Source organism: Gloeocapsopsis sp. IPPAS B-1203, assembly GCF_002749975.1.
Taxonomy (GTDB): domain Bacteria; phylum Cyanobacteriota; class Cyanobacteriia; order Cyanobacteriales; family Chroococcidiopsidaceae; genus Gloeocapsopsis.
On the sequence record NZ_PEIG01000001.1, the window covers coordinates 564,776 to 586,546 of the forward strand.

17 protein-coding genes and 2 pseudogenes are annotated in these 21,771 nt (G+C 42.9%); 13 read left to right on the plus strand and 6 right to left on the minus strand.

Features of this window, described 5'->3' with window-relative positions; all coding sequences use genetic code 11:
- The first annotated feature begins 540 nt into the window (after positions 1-540).
- Complete coding sequence (locus CSQ79_RS02510) at positions 541-1,767, plus strand: HhoA/HhoB/HtrA family serine endopeptidase (protein WP_099699608.1); 1,227 nt, start codon at positions 541-543, stop codon at positions 1,765-1,767.
- 498 nt (positions 1,768-2,265) lie between these two features.
- Here CSQ79_RS02510 and CSQ79_RS27300 read toward each other — a convergent pair whose 3' ends face one another.
- The 5 genes from CSQ79_RS27300 to CSQ79_RS02530 form a co-directional block, all read right to left on the minus strand.
- Entirely contained in the window at positions 2,266-2,406 is a 141-nt protein-coding gene (locus tag CSQ79_RS27300; RefSeq protein ID WP_289500343.1) for a hypothetical protein, read from the minus strand.
- A gap of 574 nt (positions 2,407-2,980) precedes the next feature.
- A complete protein-coding gene (locus tag CSQ79_RS02520; RefSeq protein ID WP_289500344.1) occupies positions 2,981-4,087 on the minus strand; it encodes an SAM-dependent methyltransferase in 1,107 nt (368 codons plus the stop codon).
- 28 nt (positions 4,088-4,115) lie between these two features.
- The gene (locus tag CSQ79_RS02525) at positions 4,116-5,810 is read right to left on the minus strand and encodes a tetratricopeptide repeat protein (RefSeq protein WP_099699780.1); all 1,695 of its coding nucleotides are present in this window, start codon (positions 5,808-5,810) and stop codon (positions 4,116-4,118) included.
- A 129-nt stretch (positions 5,811-5,939) separates the two neighbouring features.
- Positions 5,940-6,074 carry a hypothetical protein gene (locus CSQ79_RS27305; RefSeq protein WP_289500346.1) on the minus strand — a complete coding sequence of 45 codons (135 nt, stop codon included), beginning with the start codon at positions 6,072-6,074 and terminating at the stop codon, positions 5,940-5,942.
- A gap of 164 nt (positions 6,075-6,238) precedes the next feature.
- A complete protein-coding gene (locus CSQ79_RS02530; RefSeq protein WP_099699611.1) occupies positions 6,239-6,520 on the minus strand; it encodes a Mo-dependent nitrogenase C-terminal domain-containing protein in 282 nt (93 codons plus the stop codon).
- A 320-nt stretch (positions 6,521-6,840) separates the two neighbouring features.
- On the opposite strand from CSQ79_RS02530, the pseudogene CSQ79_RS02535 reads away from it, so the two are divergent.
- The 3 genes and pseudogenes from CSQ79_RS02535 to CSQ79_RS02545 all read left to right on the plus strand — a co-directional run.
- Positions 6,841-7,014 (plus strand): annotated as a pseudogene (locus CSQ79_RS02535) (class I SAM-dependent methyltransferase); the annotation flags it as partial.
- 138 nt (positions 7,015-7,152) lie between these two features.
- Complete coding sequence (locus CSQ79_RS02540) at positions 7,153-8,586, plus strand: RNA-guided endonuclease InsQ/TnpB family protein (protein WP_289500348.1); 1,434 nt, start codon at positions 7,153-7,155, stop codon at positions 8,584-8,586.
- 6 nt (positions 8,587-8,592) lie between these two features.
- Positions 8,593-9,186 carry a class I SAM-dependent methyltransferase gene (locus CSQ79_RS02545; protein ID WP_289500349.1) on the plus strand — a complete coding sequence of 198 codons (594 nt, stop codon included), beginning with the start codon at positions 8,593-8,595 and terminating at the stop codon, positions 9,184-9,186.
- 87 nt (positions 9,187-9,273) lie between these two features.
- Here CSQ79_RS02545 and CSQ79_RS27005 read toward each other — a convergent pair whose 3' ends face one another.
- Positions 9,274-9,816, minus strand: coding sequence for a calcium-binding protein (locus CSQ79_RS27005; protein ID WP_143755412.1), 543 nt, complete (start codon positions 9,814-9,816; stop codon positions 9,274-9,276).
- Between the two features lie 432 nt (positions 9,817-10,248).
- Here CSQ79_RS27005 and CSQ79_RS02555 point away from each other — a divergent pair, with 432 nt between their 5' ends.
- From CSQ79_RS02555 to CSQ79_RS02595, 9 genes and pseudogenes are all read left to right on the plus strand, one after another.
- Complete coding sequence (locus CSQ79_RS02555; RefSeq protein ID WP_099699613.1) at positions 10,249-11,601, plus strand: AAA-like domain-containing protein; 1,353 nt, start codon at positions 10,249-10,251, stop codon at positions 11,599-11,601.
- Positions 11,591-13,120, plus strand: a complete 1,530-nt coding sequence (locus tag CSQ79_RS02560) for an AAA-like domain-containing protein (RefSeq protein ID WP_099699614.1) — start codon at positions 11,591-11,593, stop codon at positions 13,118-13,120. The genes CSQ79_RS02555 and CSQ79_RS02560 overlap by 11 nt, the downstream gene beginning before the upstream one ends.
- A gap of 210 nt (positions 13,121-13,330) precedes the next feature.
- The gene (locus CSQ79_RS02565; RefSeq protein WP_099699615.1) at positions 13,331-14,320 is read left to right on the plus strand and encodes a helix-turn-helix transcriptional regulator; all 990 of its coding nucleotides are present in this window, start codon (positions 13,331-13,333) and stop codon (positions 14,318-14,320) included.
- A gap of 235 nt (positions 14,321-14,555) precedes the next feature.
- A complete protein-coding gene (locus CSQ79_RS02570; RefSeq protein ID WP_289500415.1) occupies positions 14,556-14,774 on the plus strand; it encodes a type II toxin-antitoxin system HicB family antitoxin in 219 nt (72 codons plus the stop codon).
- A pseudogene (locus tag CSQ79_RS28775) lies at positions 14,774-15,001 on the plus strand (type II toxin-antitoxin system HicA family toxin). The gene CSQ79_RS02570 and the pseudogene CSQ79_RS28775 overlap by 1 nt, the downstream one beginning before the upstream one ends.
- A 174-nt stretch (positions 15,002-15,175) precedes the next feature.
- On the plus strand, positions 15,176-17,827 hold the full coding sequence (locus CSQ79_RS02580; RefSeq protein ID WP_099699617.1) for a TonB-dependent receptor domain-containing protein: 2,652 nt from the start codon (positions 15,176-15,178) through the stop codon (positions 17,825-17,827).
- Positions 17,828-17,874: 47 nt separating this feature from the next.
- A complete protein-coding gene (locus CSQ79_RS02585) occupies positions 17,875-18,930 on the plus strand; it encodes an ABC transporter substrate-binding protein (RefSeq protein ID WP_099699618.1) in 1,056 nt (351 codons plus the stop codon).
- A gap of 204 nt (positions 18,931-19,134) precedes the next feature.
- Positions 19,135-20,025, plus strand: coding sequence for a ferredoxin family protein (locus CSQ79_RS02590; RefSeq protein ID WP_289500416.1), 891 nt, complete (start codon positions 19,135-19,137; stop codon positions 20,023-20,025).
- A gap of 196 nt (positions 20,026-20,221) precedes the next feature.
- Entirely contained in the window at positions 20,222-21,679 is a 1,458-nt protein-coding gene (locus CSQ79_RS02595; RefSeq protein ID WP_099699619.1) for an ABC transporter substrate-binding protein, read from the plus strand.
- Positions 21,680-21,771: the final 92 nt, after the last annotated feature.

The window sequence follows — 21,771 nt, forward strand, 5'->3', positions numbered from 1 at the left end:
ACAGTTTACCTTAACAACATTTTATATATTCAATGGGGTTATCATCGCACTAACATGAAAACGATGAAAACAGGTATTAGTTCAGTCATTTGGGTACATTACATAAGTATCATCTGTACTCAAGCTACTCCTCGTATTTTAGTTTTTTGTAACTACAAACTCAGTGTTTTGTTTACGATAAAATTTGTATGACGGCAAGTAGTGATACCCGCAAAAGACAACAGTAAGTGCCTTGCAACTAAAGTAAATAGGTAAAGAAGTTAGGAAATACTATCTTTTTCCGTGCTTTAAGAAGTGGATACGTGTTGATTGAATTAGCAATAATCTTTCAATGTGAATACAAAAACTGTTACTCAGAATAATTTCATTGAAGTGCAATAAAGTTGTCACAAAAATGACATAGTAGCTGTTTAAACTAAAACTAAGTTAAATGGGAAACTATCAAGATATCAAGACAGTCAACAATCTATAAAGAGCTTTGCTAAAACAGTATTTGTATTTTTGTATCTAGTCATCATTGATTTGCTGTAAGTGAGACATATGGACAACAACCCACAAGAAACAAGACAATTACATCACAACTCCTCGATTTCTCCCTGGCGGAAAACAGCGAGTTACGTATCAATGATGCTACTGGGAGCGGGTGTTGCTTTTTCAGGAAGTAATCTCGCAACGCGAATGCAGTCATCATCGATCTCAACACCGATTAGTCCCGCGATCGCTGCACCTATCCCAACAACAGACCCTAACTTTGTCGCTAATGTTGTCGAAAGAGTTGGACCTGCTGTCGTGCGCATTGAATCATCACGAACTGTTACTACGCGAGTTCCTGATGTCTTTGACGATCCGTTTTTCCGGCGGTTCTTTGGTTCGCAAATTCCCCGAACGCAACAAAGAGTGCAACAAGGAACAGGCTCAGGATTTATTATTAGTGCAGATGGACGCATTTTAACGAATGCTCACGTTGTTGATGGTGCGCGCAGTGTCAGTGTAGTTCTCAACGATGGACGCCGCTTTACTGGTCAAGTGTTGGGCACAGATCCAGTGACAGATGTTGCTGTAATTAAAATTGACGCAGCTCGACTACCAACATTGACAATGGGTAACTCAGATCAACTGCGTCCAGGAGAATTTGCGATCGCGATCGGTAATCCTTTAGGATTAGATAACACAGTAACAACTGGAATCATTAGTGCAACAGGTCGTACTAGTAATCAAGTCGGTGTCGCTGATAAGCGCGTACAATTTATTCAAACTGACGCAGCCATTAATCCTGGGAACTCAGGTGGACCTTTGCTCAATGCTCGTGGTGAAGTTATTGGGATGAATACCGCAATTCTACGCGGCGCTCAAGGCTTGGGTTTTGCGATTCCAATTAACACTGCACAAAATATTTCTAACCAATTGATTGCGAATGGTCGAGTTGAACATCCCTATGTTGGGGTTCAAATGGTAGCACTATCACCTGAGTTGCGGCAAGAAATCAACAGTAATCCTAATAATGGTCTAAGAATTACTGACGATCGTGGCGTTTTGATTGTGAGGGTTCTTCCAGGTTCCCCCGCAGCCCGCGCCGGACTCCGTGCTGGTGATGTGATTCGTCGAGTTAATGGTCAAGAAGCAGCAACAGCTGAAGTCGTCCAAAGAGCAGTAGAAAATACTAGAGTCGGCGGACAATTACAACTAGAAGTAAGTCGTGGTGGTAGAAATGTCAACCTTGCTCTAAATACTGGTGCTTTTCCTAGTCAGCTACAGTCTCAAAATTAAAGCTACCAACAGGCGAAAACGTTTCTATAGATAAAATTGACAGGGGCGAAAACACTTGTCCCTGTTTTTTCTTGTATGCGTAATAGAGTGGAGCTAATCTTGAGGAAATAAGTAGGCGATCGCTGTAAAAGCGAACATAGTGACTAAACTGACTAAAAAGAATGCAAAAAAGAAATGATACATAACCAAAAAATTACTTATTTTGAGCTTTAGAATTTATGATTGAATTTCACAGCTCAAAAATCGTGACCTCCTCATGAATAATCTATTCATAGTTTGACTTGCACAAGCATTAGGTGAGTCTAAACACCGTTTGTTGTGCTCTATAAGGTAGGCTCACTAAGTCAAACATGAAACTTGAGGTAGGAATATTACCTGCTCATTGCTATAGCTGCAAACTATTGTTTGCTCAGCAGAACAAATACTCACTACATGGTTGTACAAAAATTTGATGCACCCATGAAATACAACCAGTAAACCTTATATGAAAAAGCAAATTTAATCTTGCAACTCTTTTGCTGTCCAATTCTCAAGTTGATTGACTTCGGGAAACAAACTTTCTACATCGTAGGGATCGTCATCGACAATCTCTCGGCGAATCCATTTTTTTAAGCTACGATGCAAGGAAGATATTGTCATAGACTCTATTATCAAAGGAAAGCGATATTTAAAACTTTGAGTAAAAAACATACTATTCTCCTGACAATACAATGAAGTTAATTCAAACAACAATCTAATGTTTAAAAAATTAAAACTTTGAGCTACTGAATAAAAGTCATGACTTTTCTACTAAATAAATAATTGCAAATAAAATTTAAAGTTTTGTTTAAAAAATCAGATGATAGGTAACTAAGTGCGCTACCACCGAACAATATTAGATTACCAACTGCATATGACAGTCATATGAAGAATATGTGTCGGATCTTTGTAAAGACTACTATTTAATATTCTAGATAGCTAAAGCCTTACCTAATGTTAATTTTAGTCACTTAATGTTGCAATACTCAACGCAAACCTGAGCCATCAATGCAAAAATTGAATACTTTACATTACACATGTGCAATGTTACCAAATACAAGTTTGATAACGAAGAGCACAGGGAAAGTTAATTTGAAATAGCAAAAAAGGGTAGGTTGCCTACCCCAATGAGTGAACTTAGCAGACATCACTCCGATCTGCTGGCTTGTAGATTCTAGTTATGTCATGACGTAAGTTATTTAGGATACAGACGATAGAATCGGAAAAAGAAGTTATCAACGGGCAAAATTTCGATGTCACGAAAGCCTGCGGCTTGGGCATAACGTCGTAAGGTATCGGTTCGCATCACGGTACCTGTTCCACCACAGTGATATTCGCCGTCGTCTGCCATACCTACTGGCAAGCAGTGTAAAACGCTCCAACCGTACATCATCCACTCTATATCATTGCCAGAAGCTGTAAAGCGATCGCCAACTCGTTCATCTGCAATAAGAACTGCACCGTTGTTTTTTACTAAACGCCGCATGGTTTGAAGTGCGCCCACAGGATTACCCAAGTCATGAATGCACTCAAAAGCAGTGACTAAATCATATTGCTGCGTCAAGATTGGGTTACTGACATCATGATGATGAATTGTCACGCGATCGCTTAATCCTGCTGTTTGGACGTTTTGCTGAGCTAACTCGACTGATGGTGCATCTATGTCATAGCCATCAACTTGCACCTTGGGGTATGCTTGCGCAATACCAATACTTGACCAACCTCCACCACAACCAATATCTGCAATCCGCGCCGGAGGCTCGGCTTGCAACCGAGCATGAACATCGGGCATTGCCGGAAGCCATTCAGTTCCCAACTGTTGGAGAAACATCGAGCGGTTAATTGCAGCTTGTCCTTCGCGAAACATAGTTCCATACTCGCGATAAGGTACGCCACCACCGTTGCGATAGGCATTCAATAGTGAGCTTAAGGGGCGTGTTACGCCAACCAGCATATAAGTTAAAGGAGTTAGATAATCCAGACTGTCGCGATCGAGGAGTGCTTCGACATGTCCTGCGCTTAAGTGATAGCGTCGTGTTTTTGCAGGTGCATTTTCATCATCAACTTCTAGGATACCTGTAACTGTTTGCTGTTCGAGCCATTCGCGCACATAGCGCTCAATTGTGTTAGTTTGAGTTGCCAGTTCCGTTGAAGTTAACCAGCCTTCAGCAAGTACTCGATAAAAACCCAGTTGGTCGCCAATGTAAATTGTGAAAATATCAAAAGTACCTGCAACCGACTTTAGCAATCGCTCAATCAAAGCTTCTTTCTGTTGCAATGCAACAGACATTTGTATAGTCATCTGTTAATTCTTCCTTATCGTGTTGCCATCAAAATTGTGAGGCAGTTAGCTTGACATCGGCATATTTCCAAGCTGCGGCAAATTGTTGTTGTATCATTTGAGCTTCCTTGGTTTTGCCTTGAGCTTGTAGACTTTGTACAAGTCCAAATAGCGACCAACCATTGTGTGGATATTGTTTTAAATCTTCGCGGTAAACAGCCTCAGCTTCTTGTATCTGACCAACGTTGAGTAAGGTGTAGCCCAAGTTATGACGTACAGGGTAGTACCAAGATGGTGGTTCGATATAGCTCAAACTATCTTGAATACTTACTGCTTTTTTAAGTTGGGCGATCGCTTCATTTGTTTGCCCTTGAGCCTGAGCAAGTTCCGATGCTAGTACATGCGAGGCAATATCTAACAGCGTTGATGCTTGAGGAAATGATGCCAAAGTTAGCTCTTTCATTGCATCTGTCTGGGCAATTTTGCGTAACTGTGCGTACTCAGACTTTGCTTGATCGAGATTCCCGCGCCGCACATATGCTAAACCTCGCGCCCAGTGCCACATTCCCGTGGTGTATTGTAGTTCTGAGCGAGGCTGTGGTTCTTGGAGGATTTCTTGCCATTTACCAAAGCGCACTAAGGCAAATAATGGCATTGGTTTGAAGTCTTCCAAAGCAGGAACATCCTGATAGGCGCGATCGGGAATTTTCGCAACTAACTTCCGCGCAGCTTCGAGTGCTAGAGTGCTACGCCCTGACATCTGTGCTGCTGCAAAGAGAAAGTGAATGTTGTGTGGATAGTACGCTAATGCATAGTAGCTGTGCACATTCTGATCGCGAGTTCCACCGACACCATGTGTTTCGTCTACTCGAATAGCACGTTCGTTGATGCGTGCAGCATCGTAGTAGCGTCCTACTCGCCAGTAAACGTGTGATGGCATATGTACCAAGTGTCCAGCATCAGGTACCAGTGTTTCTAGTCGTTGTGCGCTCGGTATTGCTCGTTCTGGAGTCTGCGATGCTTCGACAGCATGAATGTAATAGTGGTTGGCTCCTGGATGATTGGGATGGCGCTGCAAAACTGATTCGAGTGTTGATACAATTTCGTTTGTGTAGGTTGTTGGTTGTCCGTCCTTTGTCCAGAAATTCCAAGGTGTCAGATCCATTAGTGCTTCTGCATATAGTGTTGCTGCATCTAAGTCATTTGGATAGCGCTGATACAACTCGCGCATAGCTTTGGCATAGTCTCGATCGAGTGAGGTGCGATCTTTAACTGGCTGTGGAGTATAACGCTTTGCAAGTGCTTGGATATATGCTTGCTCAGTTGGACTTGCCTTGGGTGCCAAATTCTGTGCTTTTTGCAGTGCCGTATATGCTTTGGGAACTGCTGCATCATCCATCGGTGCATTAATATTTGGACCTAAAACTAAGGCAATTCCCCAGTAACACATTGCGCAGTCAGGATCGAGTCTTGCTGCTTCACGAAAAGATCGCTCTGCCTCCGCGTGGTTGAATCCATAAGCGAGGATTAATCCTTGATTAAAGTAGCGTTGGGTAATAGGATTGTTGGTTGAAATCTGATGGTTGTGACTGCCAAGATTTAAGAATGGTAATTTGCGATCGCCCGCTTCAGTTTGATAATGACCGCCCGATTCACAGGCGATCGCTTTTTGCAATGGTGTAGCAGTCCATTCTGATAATCCGAATGTGATGAGTAGACTTAAGAAAAATGTCGTTCGGTTCATCTGTGTCACCTCTTTTGTGCTAGACATGTCAAACTGAACTAGCTGTTATGAAATACTTCATCAGCTCAGCTTGTGATTTAGTATGTAATTGGTAAATTTTGATGTTTATTGTGCTGACTTCTTTGGCGATCAGCGATAGGTATCTTCTATGGTTGCGATCGCAATTGAACCAAATTGAGAAAATGCTAGTAACAGCATGACTGAAGCGAGATCAGCTATAGCAAAAAGCTGAAGTGCTGTTCCCAGGGAAATACAAAGATGCATAAATGACTCCTTTACCTATGCGGTATCAAGTTTTTCGTATTTATTTCATCACCATGACCTAATTAATTTGTGCTGAACAGCGTCACAATTTATGCGTAAGTTCGTGTTTAGTGCAACGGCATTCTTAGTAGATGATTTAGAGACAAGAGTAAATGCTGCTAAAACTATCCAAGTACTACTTCACCGCATTCATCAGCTAAATAAGACAAACACTTGAAGCGCAAAAATATCACTTGCTCGTAAAAAGGATTCAACTTGCACAACGGTGGAATGCGCAGGATTGTGTGGTTAAAGAATTTGATTTCCCTCTCAAAAGGACAACGGTTAGGAATAATACGGCACAATAATCGTGCTACTTTGGGATTATGAATTTCTATCGATTCAAGAGATTGGCGTGCTGATTGCACTAGATTTAACCTAGGAACCAATAAACTTAGACTAGACATTTGTTACACCCCCTGCTTATTTGTGTCACTATTGTTCTATTCGGCATTTGATTTTTTATACGTTTAACCTTGATAGTGTATGCTGCTTGTTCGTGTCACTGACGCAAAGCGAGACAAACTGTAGTTGAACTTTTTCTGAAGGTAGCGATTTAGGTGGAACTACCTTTCAATTTCTAAAGTAAGCGAAAATCTTGTATCTGTCGTTACAGCAAATCTCTGAACTTTACTGAATAAACGTCTCAGGAAAACTCAGTTTACTTATTTCAAATTTTGCGCCTAGTCATCGGAAGTTATTAGTCTACTAAAACTCAAGTTGCAATATGAATCAGTGGTATAAAGAGGATCTCGCGTTTATTCATGATGTTGGTTTCAGCGACTATGCACTCCAGTCTGCTCCTGGTATACTGGCAATCCTAGAGCAAAATAAGATACACAAGGGTTTATTAGTAGACTTAGGTTGTGGCAGTGGATTATCGGCGCAAGAATTTACAGAAAACGAAGTTGAAAGCCCATGTCTTTTAAGCGTGGGATGAAAACGAGCAAGGATGGTTTTAACCATCCAGTCTTGTTGATATCTTAATATTTAAACAGGCTTGTTTATTGTATATTAATTAACTAGGAGGTGATGCTAATTGTACGGATGTCAACAGATTTTATTGCACCCAGATAATGAGCTAGAAGCGATTCTTGAGTTCATCTGCAAAACCGCAAATTCCCTGATTAATTGTGGCATATATTATGCTCGACAAATGTACTTCAAAGCCAAAAAGTTTTTGGGAAAGTATGACTTAGAAGCAGAGTACAAAACTAACAAGCATTTCAAGGCGCTGCATTCACAAGCAGCCCAACAAGTATTAAGGTCTGTATCTGAATCATTCGAGTCATTTAAGAAGTTAAAATCTGCATTTAATCGAGGGGAAATAGCGGATAAACCTAGACCACCGAAATATCGCAAATCGGGAGGTTTTGCTCTTGTCTCGTACCCCAAGCAGGCGTTAAAGTTAGTCGATACCGGACACTTCTCTCAACGGGGGACACCCCCGCACGAGAGTGTCCTCAATTTGATACGAATTCCGCTGGGAAAACAAGTCAAGTGCTGGTTTGGACTCGACTGTTTCTTTGTGCCAATGCCGTCAAATCTAAAGTTTGCAGACATTAAAGAACTACGAATTTTGCCCAGAAATAGCTGTTTCTACGTTGAGTTTGTCTATCAACAAGAGCCAGTTAAAACCCTGCTGGATAAGGGCAAGGTTCTAGGTATTGATCCAGGCTTGAATAATCTTTTAACTTGCGTCAGTAATATTGGTAAATCATTTATTATCAATGGACGCAAGCTAAAAAGTCAAAATCAGTGGTACAACAAACGAGTAGCTAAACTTAAAAAGAATCAGTCCCAAGGTTTTTGGAATGACGAGTTAGCTAATATCACTGAGAAGCGTAACAGGCAGATGCGAGATGGCATTAACAAAGCTACTCGATTTGTTATTAATTGGTGTTTGAACCATTCAGTTGGTCGAATTGTTTTTGGCTGGAATCAGCGCAACAAAGACAGCGTAGAAATGGGGAAAAAGAACAATCAGGAGTTCGTGCAAATCCCGATGGCGAAACTCAAAGACAGAATTCAACAATTATGCCAACAATACGGGATTGAAGTTGTAGAAACCGAGGAATCGTATACCAGTAAATCATCTTTTCTCGACAATGATATTCTGCCTACCTACGATGAAAAACTCAAGGAGCAAGAGTACAAGTTTTCGGGAAAAAGAGGGCAACGAAAGAAGGGAAAACTGCACAATTTGGGTCGTGGTGGATATCAAGCCAAATCAGGAATTAGGATCAACTCTGATGCTCAAGGTGCAGCTAACATTCTTCGCAAAGTATCGATACACTTAGGTCTAGACTTAACCAAGATCGGTAAGGCAGTCTTGACTCTGCCACAACGATATGATGTGCTTCAAAGGTTGAGCAAATCCTATCGTAAACAATGTGTAGCAGTATGTCTTCAGGAGGACACTTGCGTGGGCGGCTCTGCCGACTTGAGCAAAGTGTCCGTGACTACTGCGTAACAACGTTTGAGAATCCTTCGTGCTTCAGCCGAAGGAGAAGCCAAAAAGGCTCATTATTGCGTTCTCGGAATTGATATTTCAGAATCAATGATCGATATTGCCCGCAGGAGAGTGCCAAATGCAAACTTTCAGGTAGGGTCACTGTTCAAAGTAGAGATTCCGCCATGCAATGCCGTTACGTCCATCGGTGAATGCCTCAACTATTTGTTTGATCCAGACAGCGATCGCCAACTGCTAACTCAGCTTTTCCATCGTATCTACAACGCATTAACGCCAGGTGGTATCTTTATTTTTGATATTGCACCAGGACAGATTGAACAGGGAACTACAGTTAAAGGGTTCACTGAAGGAGAGGGTTGGATCGTACTCATTGACAAAGAGGAACGCCGCGAAACATTAATTCGTCGAATTATCACGTTTCGGAAGGTAGGGGAGTACTACAGACGTGATGACGAAGTACACCATCTGTGTCTGTACAAAGCAACAGAGATTGCCAGCGAACTACGTCAAATAGGCTTCCAGGTTCAAATTATGCGTAGTTATGGAACGTACAATCTACCGAAAGCTCATGCGGCGTTTATTGCACGTAAACCAACATAAAATGACACCCGCTTTTCTACTCAAAGCAAACTGAGTTAAAAAGAGGTCACAGCGTGACCTCAAAGCCCTTGTTTGACTCATAGGGTTTTAAGCAATGAGGGAAATATCATTATTCGTCATCGCTAAATTGGCTGAAAGTGTCGCTATGTGTACTTGACCGATTCCACCGATACCATCTGCGTCGAAGAACAAATCTCCAGTGGAACTGTTGTAAATAAATCTATCAGTACTATCTCCTGCTGCTGAACCGATTCTGAATGCATCAACATTAAGCGTACCGTTACCAACACCAAAATCCTCAAAAACGAGAGTATCATCGGCAACTACAAAATCTGTGATGATATCAGTACTGCCATCAAATCCGTTTCGGAAAACAAAGCGATCGGCACCAGTGCCCCCGGTAAGGACATCAAAGCCTAATCCACCCTCTACATGATCGTTTCCGCTGCCACCGTTAAGAATGTCGCTAGCTCCAAAGCCAAATAATACATCGTTGCCAGATCCACCAAATATCTGATCGCTGCCACCAAGACCATTGAGAAAATCATCACCGCCAAAACCTCTGATGGTGTCATTTCCGTTCGTACCAAACCGTGAATCATTGCCAGCGGTTCCTTCAATAAGTGCCATTATCGTTTCTCCTCTTGGATGAGATTTTTTGTTTAATGTTCATTCACGACTTACCCACAACAATTTCCTGAGAACCACATAAGTTCCCTAGAATTAAAAGTAAGAAAGAGTGAAGATTTAGGGTTTCACAAGTCAGCTCAAGATAACTTTCATGTTTTAGTAAGTGACTGCTTGAGAAGCATCGTTTGTATCTATTAAATTAATCGAGTATTTGGTATTTGTCGTTACAGAAAATCTCGGAACCCTAGCTGTTCAATTTCTCAGAAAATTCTCGACACACTTGATTAAACCTCAGTTTTTTTGTTGAAGGAGGTTGTAGGAGAACGCAACAAACACTGATGCTTCAAGACTTCTAAAGGAAATTAGTGTATTTCTGATAACCTCTGTAAATCTCAGATAGTATCAAGGTACAGCGTTTGATATGGTGTGAAGATGAATTTTGAACAAGCGCTGGATGTAGCTAACGCAGCCGTGTTTGCCAAATTTGGCAGATACTTGACTGATGTGGAAACTATTATCGTGATGGGGGCTTGGCAGAACCAGACTTATGAGCAAATCGCTGATGCTGCAGGCTATTCGGTCAGCTACTTCACCCGTGATGCTGGACCAAAATTTTGGAAGTTTCTCAGCCAAGCACTAGGAGAACCCGTTAGTAAAACCAATTTTCAGGCAGCACTAGAACGGCAACGCAGCTTATCAACACGAGCCGAAATTCCGTCTAAAGATTTCGATTCTAATGACGATGTTTTAGAATTTCCTAGTGGACCAGTGCCACTTCATTCTCCTTTCTATATCGAGCGTTTTCCAATTGAACAACGTGCCTATGCTCAAATCAGCAAGCCTGGGAGTCTAATCCGAATTAAGGCTCCTAAACAAATGGGGAAAACCTCATTAATGCATAGAATTCTAGCCCATGCTAAACCAGCAGGTTTGCGGACTGTACAGTTGAACTTGCAGCGGGCAGACAGCACTATTTTTACTTCTTTGGATAAATTTTTAAGGTGGTTGTGTGCTAATGTTAGCCGACAACTCGATCTAGAGCCGAAACTCGATGAGTATTGGGATGAGGATATCGGTAGTAAAGTTAGCTGTACGCTATATTTTCAAAGCTATGTACTGGCAAAAATTGATTCTCCTATTGTCTTAGCTTTGGATGATGTTAATCGGGTGTTTGAGTATCCAGAAATTTCTACTGACTTTCTGCCACTATTGCGTTCTTGGTATGAAGATGCTGCAGAACTAGAGATTTGGCAAAAGCTGCGACTTGTTGTTGTTCATGCAACTGAGGCTTATATTCCACTAGATATTAATCAATCACCTTTTAACGTTGGTCTACCAATTAAGTTACCTGAATTGAATGTAGAGCAAGTACAAGATTTAGCAATACGGCACAAATTAGATTGGGCTAAAGGTGAAGTAGGGAAACAAAATTTAGCTCCTTTACTTGCGATGGTAGGCGGACATCCTTATTTGATTCGGCTGGCACTCTATCATTTAGCACGTCTAGAATCTCTAGAAGAACTTTTGCAAGCGTCTTATACAGTGTCAGGAATCTATAGCGATCATTTACGGCGACATTTAGCAAATTTGCAAGAACACCTTGAACTCGCAGCAGCATTAAAACGAGTGGTAGTCGCCCCTGAAGCTGTAACTTTGGAAGCGATCGCTGCTTATAAATTAGAAAGTATGGGTTTGGTTAAATTGGAGGGAAATCGGGCTATACCAAGTTGCAAATTATATCAACTGTATTTCCGCGAGCAATTAAGTCAAGCTAATGAGCACTGATGAATATCAAGTCGGTGGTAGTCTCAAAACAGATGCTTCAACTTATGTAGAGCGACAAGCTGATGTTGAACTTTATCACGCCTTGTTAAGAGGTGAGTTTTGTTACGTATTTAACTCGCGGCAAATGGGCAAGTCAAGTTTGCGGTTGCGAACTCGATATCGGTTGCAAGCAGCAGGCTTTAGTTGTGCTTCGATTGATATGACTCGAATTGGCAGCGAAAATATTACGCCAGCGCAGTGGTACAAAGGCATAGTCGTTGAATTACTACGAGGTTTTAATCTTCTTGGTGAAGTTAATTTAAAAGTCTGGTGGCAAGAACGCGAGGATTTATCACCGCTGCAGAGGTTGAGTCAATTTATTGAAGATATTCTCTTGGTTCGAGTGCAGAGCAAAATTTTTATTTTTATTGATGAAATTGATAGTGTCTTGGGATTAAGTTTTCTGACTGAAGATTTTTTTGCGCTGATTCGGTATTGCTATAACCAACGAGCAGAAAATCCAGAATATTATCGTCTTACTTGGGCATTATTTGGAGTAGCAACACCTGCCGATTTAATTACTGAGCGCAACCGTACTCCTTTCAATATTGGAAAAGCAGTCGAATTACATGGCTTTCAGCTTGCAGAAGTTCAACCATTAGCCGCAGGCTTGGAAGGAAAAGTCGCAAATCCAATGGCTGTTCTCAAAGAGATTTTAGCTTGGACTGGCGGACAACCATTTCTGACGCAAAAGTTGTGTCAGCTTGTGGTACAGGAAAGGCACAGTGGGAGTACAGACTTACAAGAATTTAACAATCAGGCTGCTGATCGCTATCAATTGGATTACCATTTACCCATTGTTAATTACCACCTAATCAATTTTTATTATCAATTTCCACCGTTAATCTTGGAAACACTCGTGCGATCGCACATCATTGAAAATTGGGAAGCGAATGATGAGCCAGAGCATTTAAGAACAATTCGCGATCGCCTACTGCGCAACGATCTCCGTGCCAGTTTACTCAGAATCTATCAGCAAATTCTTGCAGGTGTTGGGGTAGCCGCCGATGACTCGCGCGAACACATTGAATTACTACTATCAGGCTTAGTTGTCAAGCAGCAGGGACAATTACAAGTCAAAAACCGCATCTATCAAGAGGTGTTTGATCGCGCTTGGGTAGAAAAACAATTAACTCAATTGCGTCCTTATTCGCAAGCATTGCAAGCTTGGCTCGCCTCAGAACGCCGCGACACATCAAGATTATTACGCGGGCAAGCTTTACTCGAAGCTCAAGCATGGTTGCAAGATAAAAGCTTAAGTGAATTAGATTATCAATTTCTTACTGCTAGTCAAGAATGCGATCGCCGCGAAGTCGAAGCACAACTCAAAGCAGAACGAATTCAAGAAGTAGAAGCACGATTACTTCAAGAGCAAAAAGTCACTCGCCTCCAAAAGTTGTTTTTAGCTACTTTGTCTTTGATCTTGGCGATCGCCTTAAGTTTAGGAGTAACATTTGTCACCACTGTCAAGCATTGCTAAGTAAAATTAATGTAAATATTTTCATACAGATACTCAGATTGATTCGTTGCTGGCAGGTCTGGATTGTCATTTGGAGATTACAATGATCGCGATTCTCTCTCTTTCAAAGTCTCTAAACCAGCAGTAGTTACCTAAAGAAGGCGAGATAATTTAGAGCGTTTGTGATAATTTATTTCAATAAATCCTCTACGCTCGCGATCGCCTCAAACTATGACCCTCTTCCTCATAGAATCAGAATTTCACGGACAGACGATCTGCAACCCTGAAGCCGCTCAATCCGACACATTAGAGACACCGCTTATCGACCCCAAGGGATATAGTAAAGGCTATCGGCGCTCCATTGATTTCTGTCCTGAACTGAATCTGCTAATTGATAACTTTACGTTGGAAGAGGATTTATTTTTTCAGGGATTGCTTTGGGAGCCTTATCTTCATCATCCTGGTATTTATGTAGAGTGCTGCTTTTATTTGGCGGGCAACAATGAAGTTGGGGCTGGAGAAAATTTCTTGGCAGCCTATCCTTATGCAGGAGAGGGAAGCCGCATTCACTGGCAAGGCGGGCAGCACTGTATGAAGTTTGATATACATATGGACTCTCGGCTCTTCCAGACGCTAGTCGGGCATCAACAAAACCAACTCCCCTTAGAGATGAGACGAGTGCTTGAGGGCAAAAGCGAGCAATACTACTTCCAACATGGTGGTAAAACAACCTCGGCGATGCAGACAGTGTTGTATCAAATTTTGCACTGTCCTTATCAGGGAGTGTCTCGCAGGTTGTATTTAGAAGCGAAGGCATTTGAGTTAATGGCGTTGCGCTTAGAGCAGATAGCGAGTACTTCTGAAGCACATTCTCTGATTCGCTTGAATAACGCTCAACTGGATCGCCTTTACCATGCTAAAGAGATATTGTGCGATCGCTTAGATAATCCACCGTCTCTACTAGAGCTAGCAAGAGAAGTTGGCATCAATCATAACAAGCTGAAGCAGGGTTTTCGGCAAGTTTTCGGGACAACTTTATTTGGCTATTTGCATGACTGTCGGATGGAAAAAGCGCGTTGTCTACTTTACCAAGGTAGGCTAACGGTGGCATCTGTAGCTAATGAGGTTGGCTATGCCAATGCGGCTAAGTTTGCCAGCGCGTTTAAACGCAAATTTGGCATTACACCGAGTGCGTGTCGGCGGGGTGAAAAGACTGACTAGTTTACCCATGCTTCAGGTTCTATTTGCAAGTAGTTATACAGAGTACTCGTTTCTAGGAAGTTGTTATGGAAAGCGATCCGTACTGACATATGGATTAATTCAAGATTCTGTTGCGCTATTTCCGGTACAACTGCTGGATAAATTCGATTCAAAACATGAAGTCGTTTGCTAACGCTAGGATATGAGTTATGAATTGGCTAAATTCTTCAACTAAGTGAGGTGAGGATTGACGATGATGAGTGCTTCTAGGCGAGAATTTTATGTTGTTATTGAGCGAGATGAAGACGGGATCTACGTAGGAGAAGTACCGCAACTTCCAGCTTGTTATAGCCAAGGAGAGACAATTGATGAACTCATGACCAATATCAAAGAAGCAATTGAACTGTGCCTAGAAGATTTAGCAACAGATGAAAAATTACCCGAGTTTGTTGGGATTCAGAAGGTCGCAATTTAATGCCTAAACTGCCTACTCTTACTGCTGCGCAAGTTATTACTGCTTTGAAAAAAGTGGGCTTTAACATTGTTAGGTAAAGAGGTAGTCAAGCGCGAATAAAGCATGAAGACGGACGAGTTGTAACAGTTCCTGTTCACACTGACAAGACAATTGGTAGGGGTTTACTCCGCAAGATCCTGCGAGATGCCAATTTGACTAGAGAAGAGTTTCTAGCATTACTCGACTAAAGCAGAAAACCTGATTTGTCTGCTTGGAGTCAAAAATGGTCTGCTTGGAGTAGATTTAATGCTGGAAATCCCTTAAATTCCTCATACAGTTCTTTTGCAAGTTTCTTTCAATAAAACCTTTGCAGAGCCATTGGTGGTGCATAGAGGTTTTGCTTGCAGTCTGTGTGAGGAGTTATGATTCAGCAGTTACCAAGTTTTTTGTGGATCGCAATTCAACTGTCGGGCTATTTTACAGGAATATATATCCTCTTTATTTCACCTGTTCGGGCAGAAGACCGCAGGCAGATTACCGAAACGTTCCCAGATCAAAACTCGGTTTTTCTTCATTTTCCTAATCCCACTTTACTGCCAATTCTAAGTCCAGATAACCTGCCACAGGTTTCTACTCAAGCTACCAATTTGCTAAAGCAAGACGCTAACAATCGCGTCAGAGTAACTGCTGTCCGTCTCAATTCCACGGCTGCGGGATTAGAAGCAATTTTAGAAACGGAGCAGGGGCAACTCGAAACCCCAACAACTACTGTGGTGGGTAATGCGTTAATTGCTGAGATTTCTAATGCAGTGCTGGCGCTCAAGAGCGAGAATGAATTTCGCACGGACAACCCAATAGCAGGAATTACTTCAGTTGCTGTAACTCAAGCAGATGCTACCCGTATCCGCGTCACAGTCGTCGGAGAAACTGGAGTACCCTTTGTAGAAGTGGTTCCGAACGACGCGGGTTTAGCCTTAAATATAGCACCCGCAAGCGAAGAGGTAGAGGAAATTGAAATAGTCGTCACCGCCACCCGAACTGAAGAAGAAATACAAGACGTACCGCGCTCAATTACCATAATTCCCCGCGAGCAAATCGAGCAGCAGTCCGTGCTGACCAATGACCTACCTTCGATTCTGGCAAATACAGTTCCTGGATTAAGCCCCCCCAACCAAAATCTCACAAATCGTCAAACTTTAAGAGGTCGCGAACCTGTTGTTTTAATTGACGGCGTTCCTCAAAATACCAACCGACCCTACGAGGCGATTCGACGACTGGACACCTCAGCAGTTGAACGCATTGAGGTCGTGCGAGGACCTTCGGCAATTTATGGTGACGGCGGAACGGGTGGTGTTATCAATATCATTACTCGTCAGCCCAGCTTAGAGGAGGCAACGGTTAACAGCGAAATCGGTGTGTCTGCATCCTTGGGCGAACTCGAAGGTGAGAGTTTTGGCAATAGCCAGAGGTTTTCCCTCTCGGGTACAGAAAGGAATGTTGACTACGTGATTAGCCTATCGCACGTAAACACGGGTTTGTTTTATGACGCTGAAGGCGATTTGATCCCTGCTTTCGGTGCGGAATCGATCGCCGATACAGAAACGTTTAACGTACTAGGTAAGCTCGGTGTAAACCTTGATAACGAGCAGCAACGTTTGCAATTTACCTTAAATCACTTTCGTGATTCTAGGAATACTGCTATTTTCTCCGACCCCGCTGTTGACGAATTTCCAGGTCAACCAAAGGCCCGTGCGCTGGATGTTGGCGAATTAGACTTTATCGATGCTCAAAATCCGGTTAATCTCAATACGGTTCTCAATTTCGACTACACGCATAGAAACCTCTGGGGCAGTCAGCTGCAAGCACAACTGTATTATCGGGACTTGAATAATTTCGGTCGTCCTGTAGATACTCGAGATATCCCAGCGCTGAGTGCGATTACTCGCTACGTGATCCGCGGCGAAACCTGGGGCGGGCGCTTGCAAGTTGATACTCCCTTATTTCAAACTGCTAATCTTCTGTGGGGAGTTGACTACAAAAATGAAGATATTGTCACGAGTTTTGAGGTTTTCGATCCGCTAGAGTTTGACACTAGTAATAGTAGAGTCTTGCGTAGAATTGACGAAATTAATGATTCTGCTCCCTATACTCTAGAAAGCGTTGGGTTATTTGCTCAGGCAAGGTGGGACATTAGCGATCGCCTAGCGTTGAGTGGCGGACTGCGTTACGAAACGGGCAATGTAATTATCGACGATTACACCACCTTCGACCAAACGGTAGCAATTGCAGGAGGAGAACGGGACTTTAGCGACACCGTATTTAATGCAGGTATTGTCTATGACATTACCAATGCCATCAGTCTGTATGCTAACTTTGCCCAAGGCTTCTCAATTCCTAGTGTTAGCCGTGCCCTTTCGGTTCCCCCACCCGACTTTACAATCAAAGACGGTTTAGGGGCGATCGCACCGCAGAAAGTCGATAACTACGAACTTGGCATCCGCGGCATCTGGGGAAACGTTCAAGCTTCTGTCGCCGGATTTTACAACACTTCTGAAGAAGGTGTCGGTCTCACATTTGACGAGACGGCTGGCACGTTTCGTATCCAGCGCGAACCCACGCGAATTTTTGGTGTTGAGGCAACATTAGATTGGCAGCCAGGAGCCGGTTGGCAACTTGGAGGAACTTTTGCTTGGCAAGAAGGAAACTTTTCTCCTCAAGGAACGAATGACTTTTTCCCGCTCGATAGCTTTTCGATTTCGCCGATCAAAGCAACGCTTTACCTCGAACATCAAACCACCCCAATTTGGCGCAATCGCCTGCAAACAATATTTATTGGTTCGCGCGATCGCGCGTTTGAGCAAGGCACCGATCCTGTTGCAATTGAGAGTTACTTTGTCGTGGACTACATCACAAGCCTTCGTCTAGGTACTGGAACGCTATCACTGGGTATTGAAAATTTGTTTGACAATCAATACATTCCCGCCGATGCGCAATTGAATGGCGGTTTCGGTAACTCGTTTAGGATAGCGGCACCAGGGAGAAGAATTAGCGTTCGATACGGTTTTGACTGGTAACTTGACTCGCATTCAAGGGTTGTTGTGTCAAAACGTCAAAGGTCAATATGCGTCCCATCCAACGATTGTTGATAATTATCTTAGTTACTGTCATCTCAGCTTGCGGTCACACTACCTCTCAACGCGAACCTGAGACGGCTGTGCCTAACTCGCCAACCTCCGACTGTCAAGTCATCCGACACGAACTCGGCGAAACTCGTATTTGTGGAACGCCTCACAGCGCGATCGCCCTCGATCCCCATGTCCTCGATCTTATGCTGTCGCTTGGTATCCAACCTGTCGGTTATGCTGAGGTCAGCGAACACTTGCTCGGTTCGCCTAAATTGGGCGAACCGATGGTGCAAATTAAGTACCTCGGCAATCGCGTCACGAGCAATCCAACGCACATTGGTACGCGGGAAAGCCCTTCACTGGAAGCAATTGTTCGACTCAATCCTGAGCTAATTCTCAAGGAATGGCCTGATACGCCACTTTATACCAACCTCACCAAGATTGCCCCCACATTAATTGTTAGAAATAGTTCCGCTGATTATCAATGGCAACAAGGTCTTTTGACATTAGCTCAAGTCTTCAACCGCGAACAACAAGCTAAACAAGTTATCGACGAATACGAGCAATCAATTGCTCAAGCAAAAGCCGAACTCGATTTGGTCGCGAATAACTCAAACGTTTTATTACTCGCTATGGGAGGAGTAGACAAAATAGCGATAGATACTGAGGAGACATTCGTCAAAACGCTGCTCAAAGAGCTTGGCTTTCAACTAACAACACCCAAACAGTTACAAGGACGAGAGGGACGGATTGATATTTCACTCGAAATCGTTCCGCAACTTGATGCTGATATGCTTTTCGTTTCAGCTGGCTGGGATAGCACGGTAGAGGATATTCAAAACTTGTGGAGGCAACACCCAATTTTGCGATCGCATCCTGCTGCGCGAGCCAGACGAGTCTACGTCATCGACGGTCAATTAAGTCGAATTCGCGGTCCGATTGCGTCTGAGTTAATGCTCGCAGAAATTCGCAAGCTACTGTTGCCATTAGGCTCCTCAAATCAACTCACACCAGAAAATTCAGATCCTGTTTCTCAGGTAAATCCGAATTGAGATCGAGAGTAGGAATGTATCTTAGGTCAGTTATCTATTTCAACTAAAGAATTTGCGTTTCTGCTCAACTGTCTATCACATACAGGTTCAGCAATGACTAATCGTACCTTAGCGAACTGCCGTTTCTGTTCAGTTGTCTCCAGAACTAACGGCGAAGACCCCATTGGCACCGCTGAAAATTTTGACCAGTGACTTTTCGTCGAAATCGCTCAACCCTGGACTGGCGAAGTTATGGATAACAATCCAATCGTCGTGCAAATTAAGAACGCAAGCAGGGCATTAATGCAACAAGGAGTTAAGTTAGAATTCTTAACAATTGCTCCTGACCGCGACTACTCTCAACCCAGTATGGCTCGCATACTTCACTATAGCCGCCCTGTGGGACTATTTGCGAAGTTTCACAAGCAAGAGTTTCTCGTACCCAACGCGGAGATTTCCTCCTTAATAACAGCGTTACTGAGCAACCCTGATGAGTTATTGCACTTCAACTCATATCAGCAACAAACGCATCATATCCGCGAATTTTTCGTCTGCACTCACGGCGATGTTGATATTGCCTGCGCTCGGTTTGGCTATGCTATCTACAAGACATTACGCTCTGAGTATGGTGCAAACTCCACAGGGCAGCTACGCGCGTGGCGATGTTCGCATTTTGGCGGTCACAAATTTGCCCCAACGCTGATTGATTTTCCTGAAGGACGATACTGGGGGCATCTAGAGCCAGAAATACTCGCTCTACTGGTGCATCGTATCGGTTCCGTAACAAACTTAGAGCGCTTTTATCGCGGTTGGGCGGGACTCGGTATGTACGAACAAATTGCCGAGCGAGCGATTTGGATGCAACAGGGTTGGGACTGGCTCAACTACCATAAAGTTGGTCAAACGTTAGTACGAGATGAAACTCATGGTCAGTGGAATGCTGATTGGGCGGAAGTCCGAATTGATTTTGTTGCTTTTGATGGGAGTGTCTCTGGAGCGTATGAAGCACGCGTTGAGGTGAGTGGTGAGGTGATGACAATGGGACACTCAGGGGACGAACAATCAATCGGTGCAGTTAAGCAATACCGAGTCAGCCGTTTGGTTCGAGTAGTGTAATGTTTTCCTTGTGAAAAGCAGAAGACCGCGATTATGTAAACTTTGATTGTGTTTTTTAGCAAGATGATCTGTTGACGTACAGTTGTAATTAAGCAGGCAATCATCTCAGTTATCGGATTGTGACACCTTACTACTTCACGAGACAAATGCAGCAGATGAAATAGCAGTCGTGACTCAGCGCTGAGCTTTTGTAGTTATGTTGCATACCACGAAACATAGCCAAACAACCAATATCAAGTTTCAGGATCAATACCAACGTTGGGGATTGAGCGATCGCCATGTTTTAATTGTCTTACTCTTGAGTGCGATCGTTATTGGTTGCAATCGTAATTCTGACCTCAATCAAATTGCCCTATCTTCAAAAAATCAAGGACTTACCCAAAGTACAGAACTGAAAATTTGGTGGGATAAAGGTTATACCCTAGAAGAAGATGAAGCACTCCAGCAAGTTGTTAGCCGTTGGGAACAGCAAACTGGCAACCAAGTTCAGCTATCTCACTACAATAACGATGAACTATCGCGAAAGGCACAGAGGGCAATTCAGGCAGGTAATCCACCTGATATTTTAATGAATGATAGTGCTGAAAGAGTGCTCAACCCGCGTCTTGCTTGGGAAGGTAAATTAGCAGATGTTTCCGATATTATCGAGCCAATTAAGCATCATTATTCTGATACCATACTCACAGACGTTTATTTCTACAACAATCTCAAAAAAGAGTACAGTTATTATGCAATTCCTATTCATCAAGCAATACCGCTAATTTTTTACTGGCGGGATTTGCTCAAAACATCAGGTTATAGCGAACAAGATATTCCCCAAGATTGGCATGGCTTTTGGGAATTCTGGCAAGAAATACACAAGACTGTTCCACTACAGCAAAAAAAAGTTTACGGCATTGGTTTGCCAATGTCAGATCGGGCTGGAGACACTTATGAAGTGTTTGAACAAATTTTAGAAGCTTATGATGTTCAACTTCTAGATTCTCAAGGTCAGTTGCGTGTTGACGATCCTCAAATTCGTCAAGGCATTATTCAATGCATCAGTTGGTACACTAAGTTTTACCGACAAGGCTACGTACCACCAGAAGCAATCAATTGGCTCAACCCAGACAACAACCGCAGCTTGCTCAATCGTCATATTGCCATGACGCCGAATAACTCGCTCTCAATTCCTGCTGCTGTGCGCCAAGCACCAGATCTTTACCGCAACAAGTTGGGTACTTTGCGGTATCCGAATAAGCCAAGTGGTAAACCGATGCGATACTTAACCTTAGTACGGCAAGTTGTGATTTTTGCAGAATCGCAGAACTTGGAACTAGCCAAAGACTTTATCACTTATTTAATTCAACCAAAAATATCGGGAGATTACCTTAAAGCTGCTGGAGGGCGCACCTTACCAGTTCATAAACTCGTCTGGCAAGATCCCTTCTGGACTGATCCTGCTGATCCGCACATCTCAACTGCTGCTCAGCCATTAATCAAAGAACAAACACGCTTGTTTTATACTGCTCAAAACCCTGCTTACAGCGTAGTTTTAGAAGAAAACATTTGGGGTGACGCTATTCATAAAGTCGTAGCTGATGGTGTTTCTCCAGAACAAGCAGCAGATGAAGCTATTGCACGAATCAAGCAAATCTTTGCTGAGTGGAAGTAATCATATTCCTTCTTTTAAAAGTGCCAACTAACTACAATAAAACTTATAGTCAACTTAAATGTATATCTAAACGCATTAATCTTTCCTCAGTG

What these genes read in the sequence shown, in the direction of transcription:
- CSQ79_RS02510 (WP_099699608.1), top strand. Translation starts at nt 541, where the DNA reads ATGGACAACAACCCACAAGAAACAAGACAATTACATCACAACTCCTCG.
- CSQ79_RS27300 (WP_289500343.1), bottom strand. Translation starts at nt 2,406, where the DNA reads ATGACAATATCTTCCTTGCATCGTAGCTTAAAAAAATGGATTCGCCGA.
- CSQ79_RS02520 (WP_289500344.1), bottom strand. Translation starts at nt 4,087, where the DNA reads ATGACTATACAAATGTCTGTTGCATTGCAACAGAAAGAAGCTTTGATT.
- CSQ79_RS02525 (WP_099699780.1), bottom strand. Translation starts at nt 5,810, where the DNA reads ATGAACCGAACGACATTTTTCTTAAGTCTACTCATCACATTCGGATTA.
- CSQ79_RS27305 (WP_289500346.1), bottom strand. Translation starts at nt 6,074, where the DNA reads ATGCATCTTTGTATTTCCCTGGGAACAGCACTTCAGCTTTTTGCTATA.
- CSQ79_RS02530 (WP_099699611.1), bottom strand. Translation starts at nt 6,520, where the DNA reads ATGTCTAGTCTAAGTTTATTGGTTCCTAGGTTAAATCTAGTGCAATCA.
- CSQ79_RS27005 (WP_143755412.1), bottom strand. Translation starts at nt 9,816, where the DNA reads ATGGCACTTATTGAAGGAACCGCTGGCAATGATTCACGGTTTGGTACG.
- CSQ79_RS02555 (WP_099699613.1), top strand. Translation starts at nt 10,249, where the DNA reads ATGAATTTTGAACAAGCGCTGGATGTAGCTAACGCAGCCGTGTTTGCC.
- CSQ79_RS02560 (WP_099699614.1), top strand. Translation starts at nt 11,591, where the DNA reads ATGAGCACTGATGAATATCAAGTCGGTGGTAGTCTCAAAACAGATGCT.
- CSQ79_RS02565 (WP_099699615.1), top strand. Translation starts at nt 13,331, where the DNA reads ATGACCCTCTTCCTCATAGAATCAGAATTTCACGGACAGACGATCTGC.
- CSQ79_RS02570 (WP_289500415.1), top strand. Translation starts at nt 14,556, where the DNA reads ATGAGTGCTTCTAGGCGAGAATTTTATGTTGTTATTGAGCGAGATGAA.
- CSQ79_RS02580 (WP_099699617.1), top strand. Translation starts at nt 15,176, where the DNA reads ATGATTCAGCAGTTACCAAGTTTTTTGTGGATCGCAATTCAACTGTCG.
- CSQ79_RS02585 (WP_099699618.1), top strand. Translation starts at nt 17,875, where the DNA reads ATGCGTCCCATCCAACGATTGTTGATAATTATCTTAGTTACTGTCATC.
- CSQ79_RS02595 (WP_099699619.1), top strand. Translation starts at nt 20,222, where the DNA reads ATGTTGCATACCACGAAACATAGCCAAACAACCAATATCAAGTTTCAG.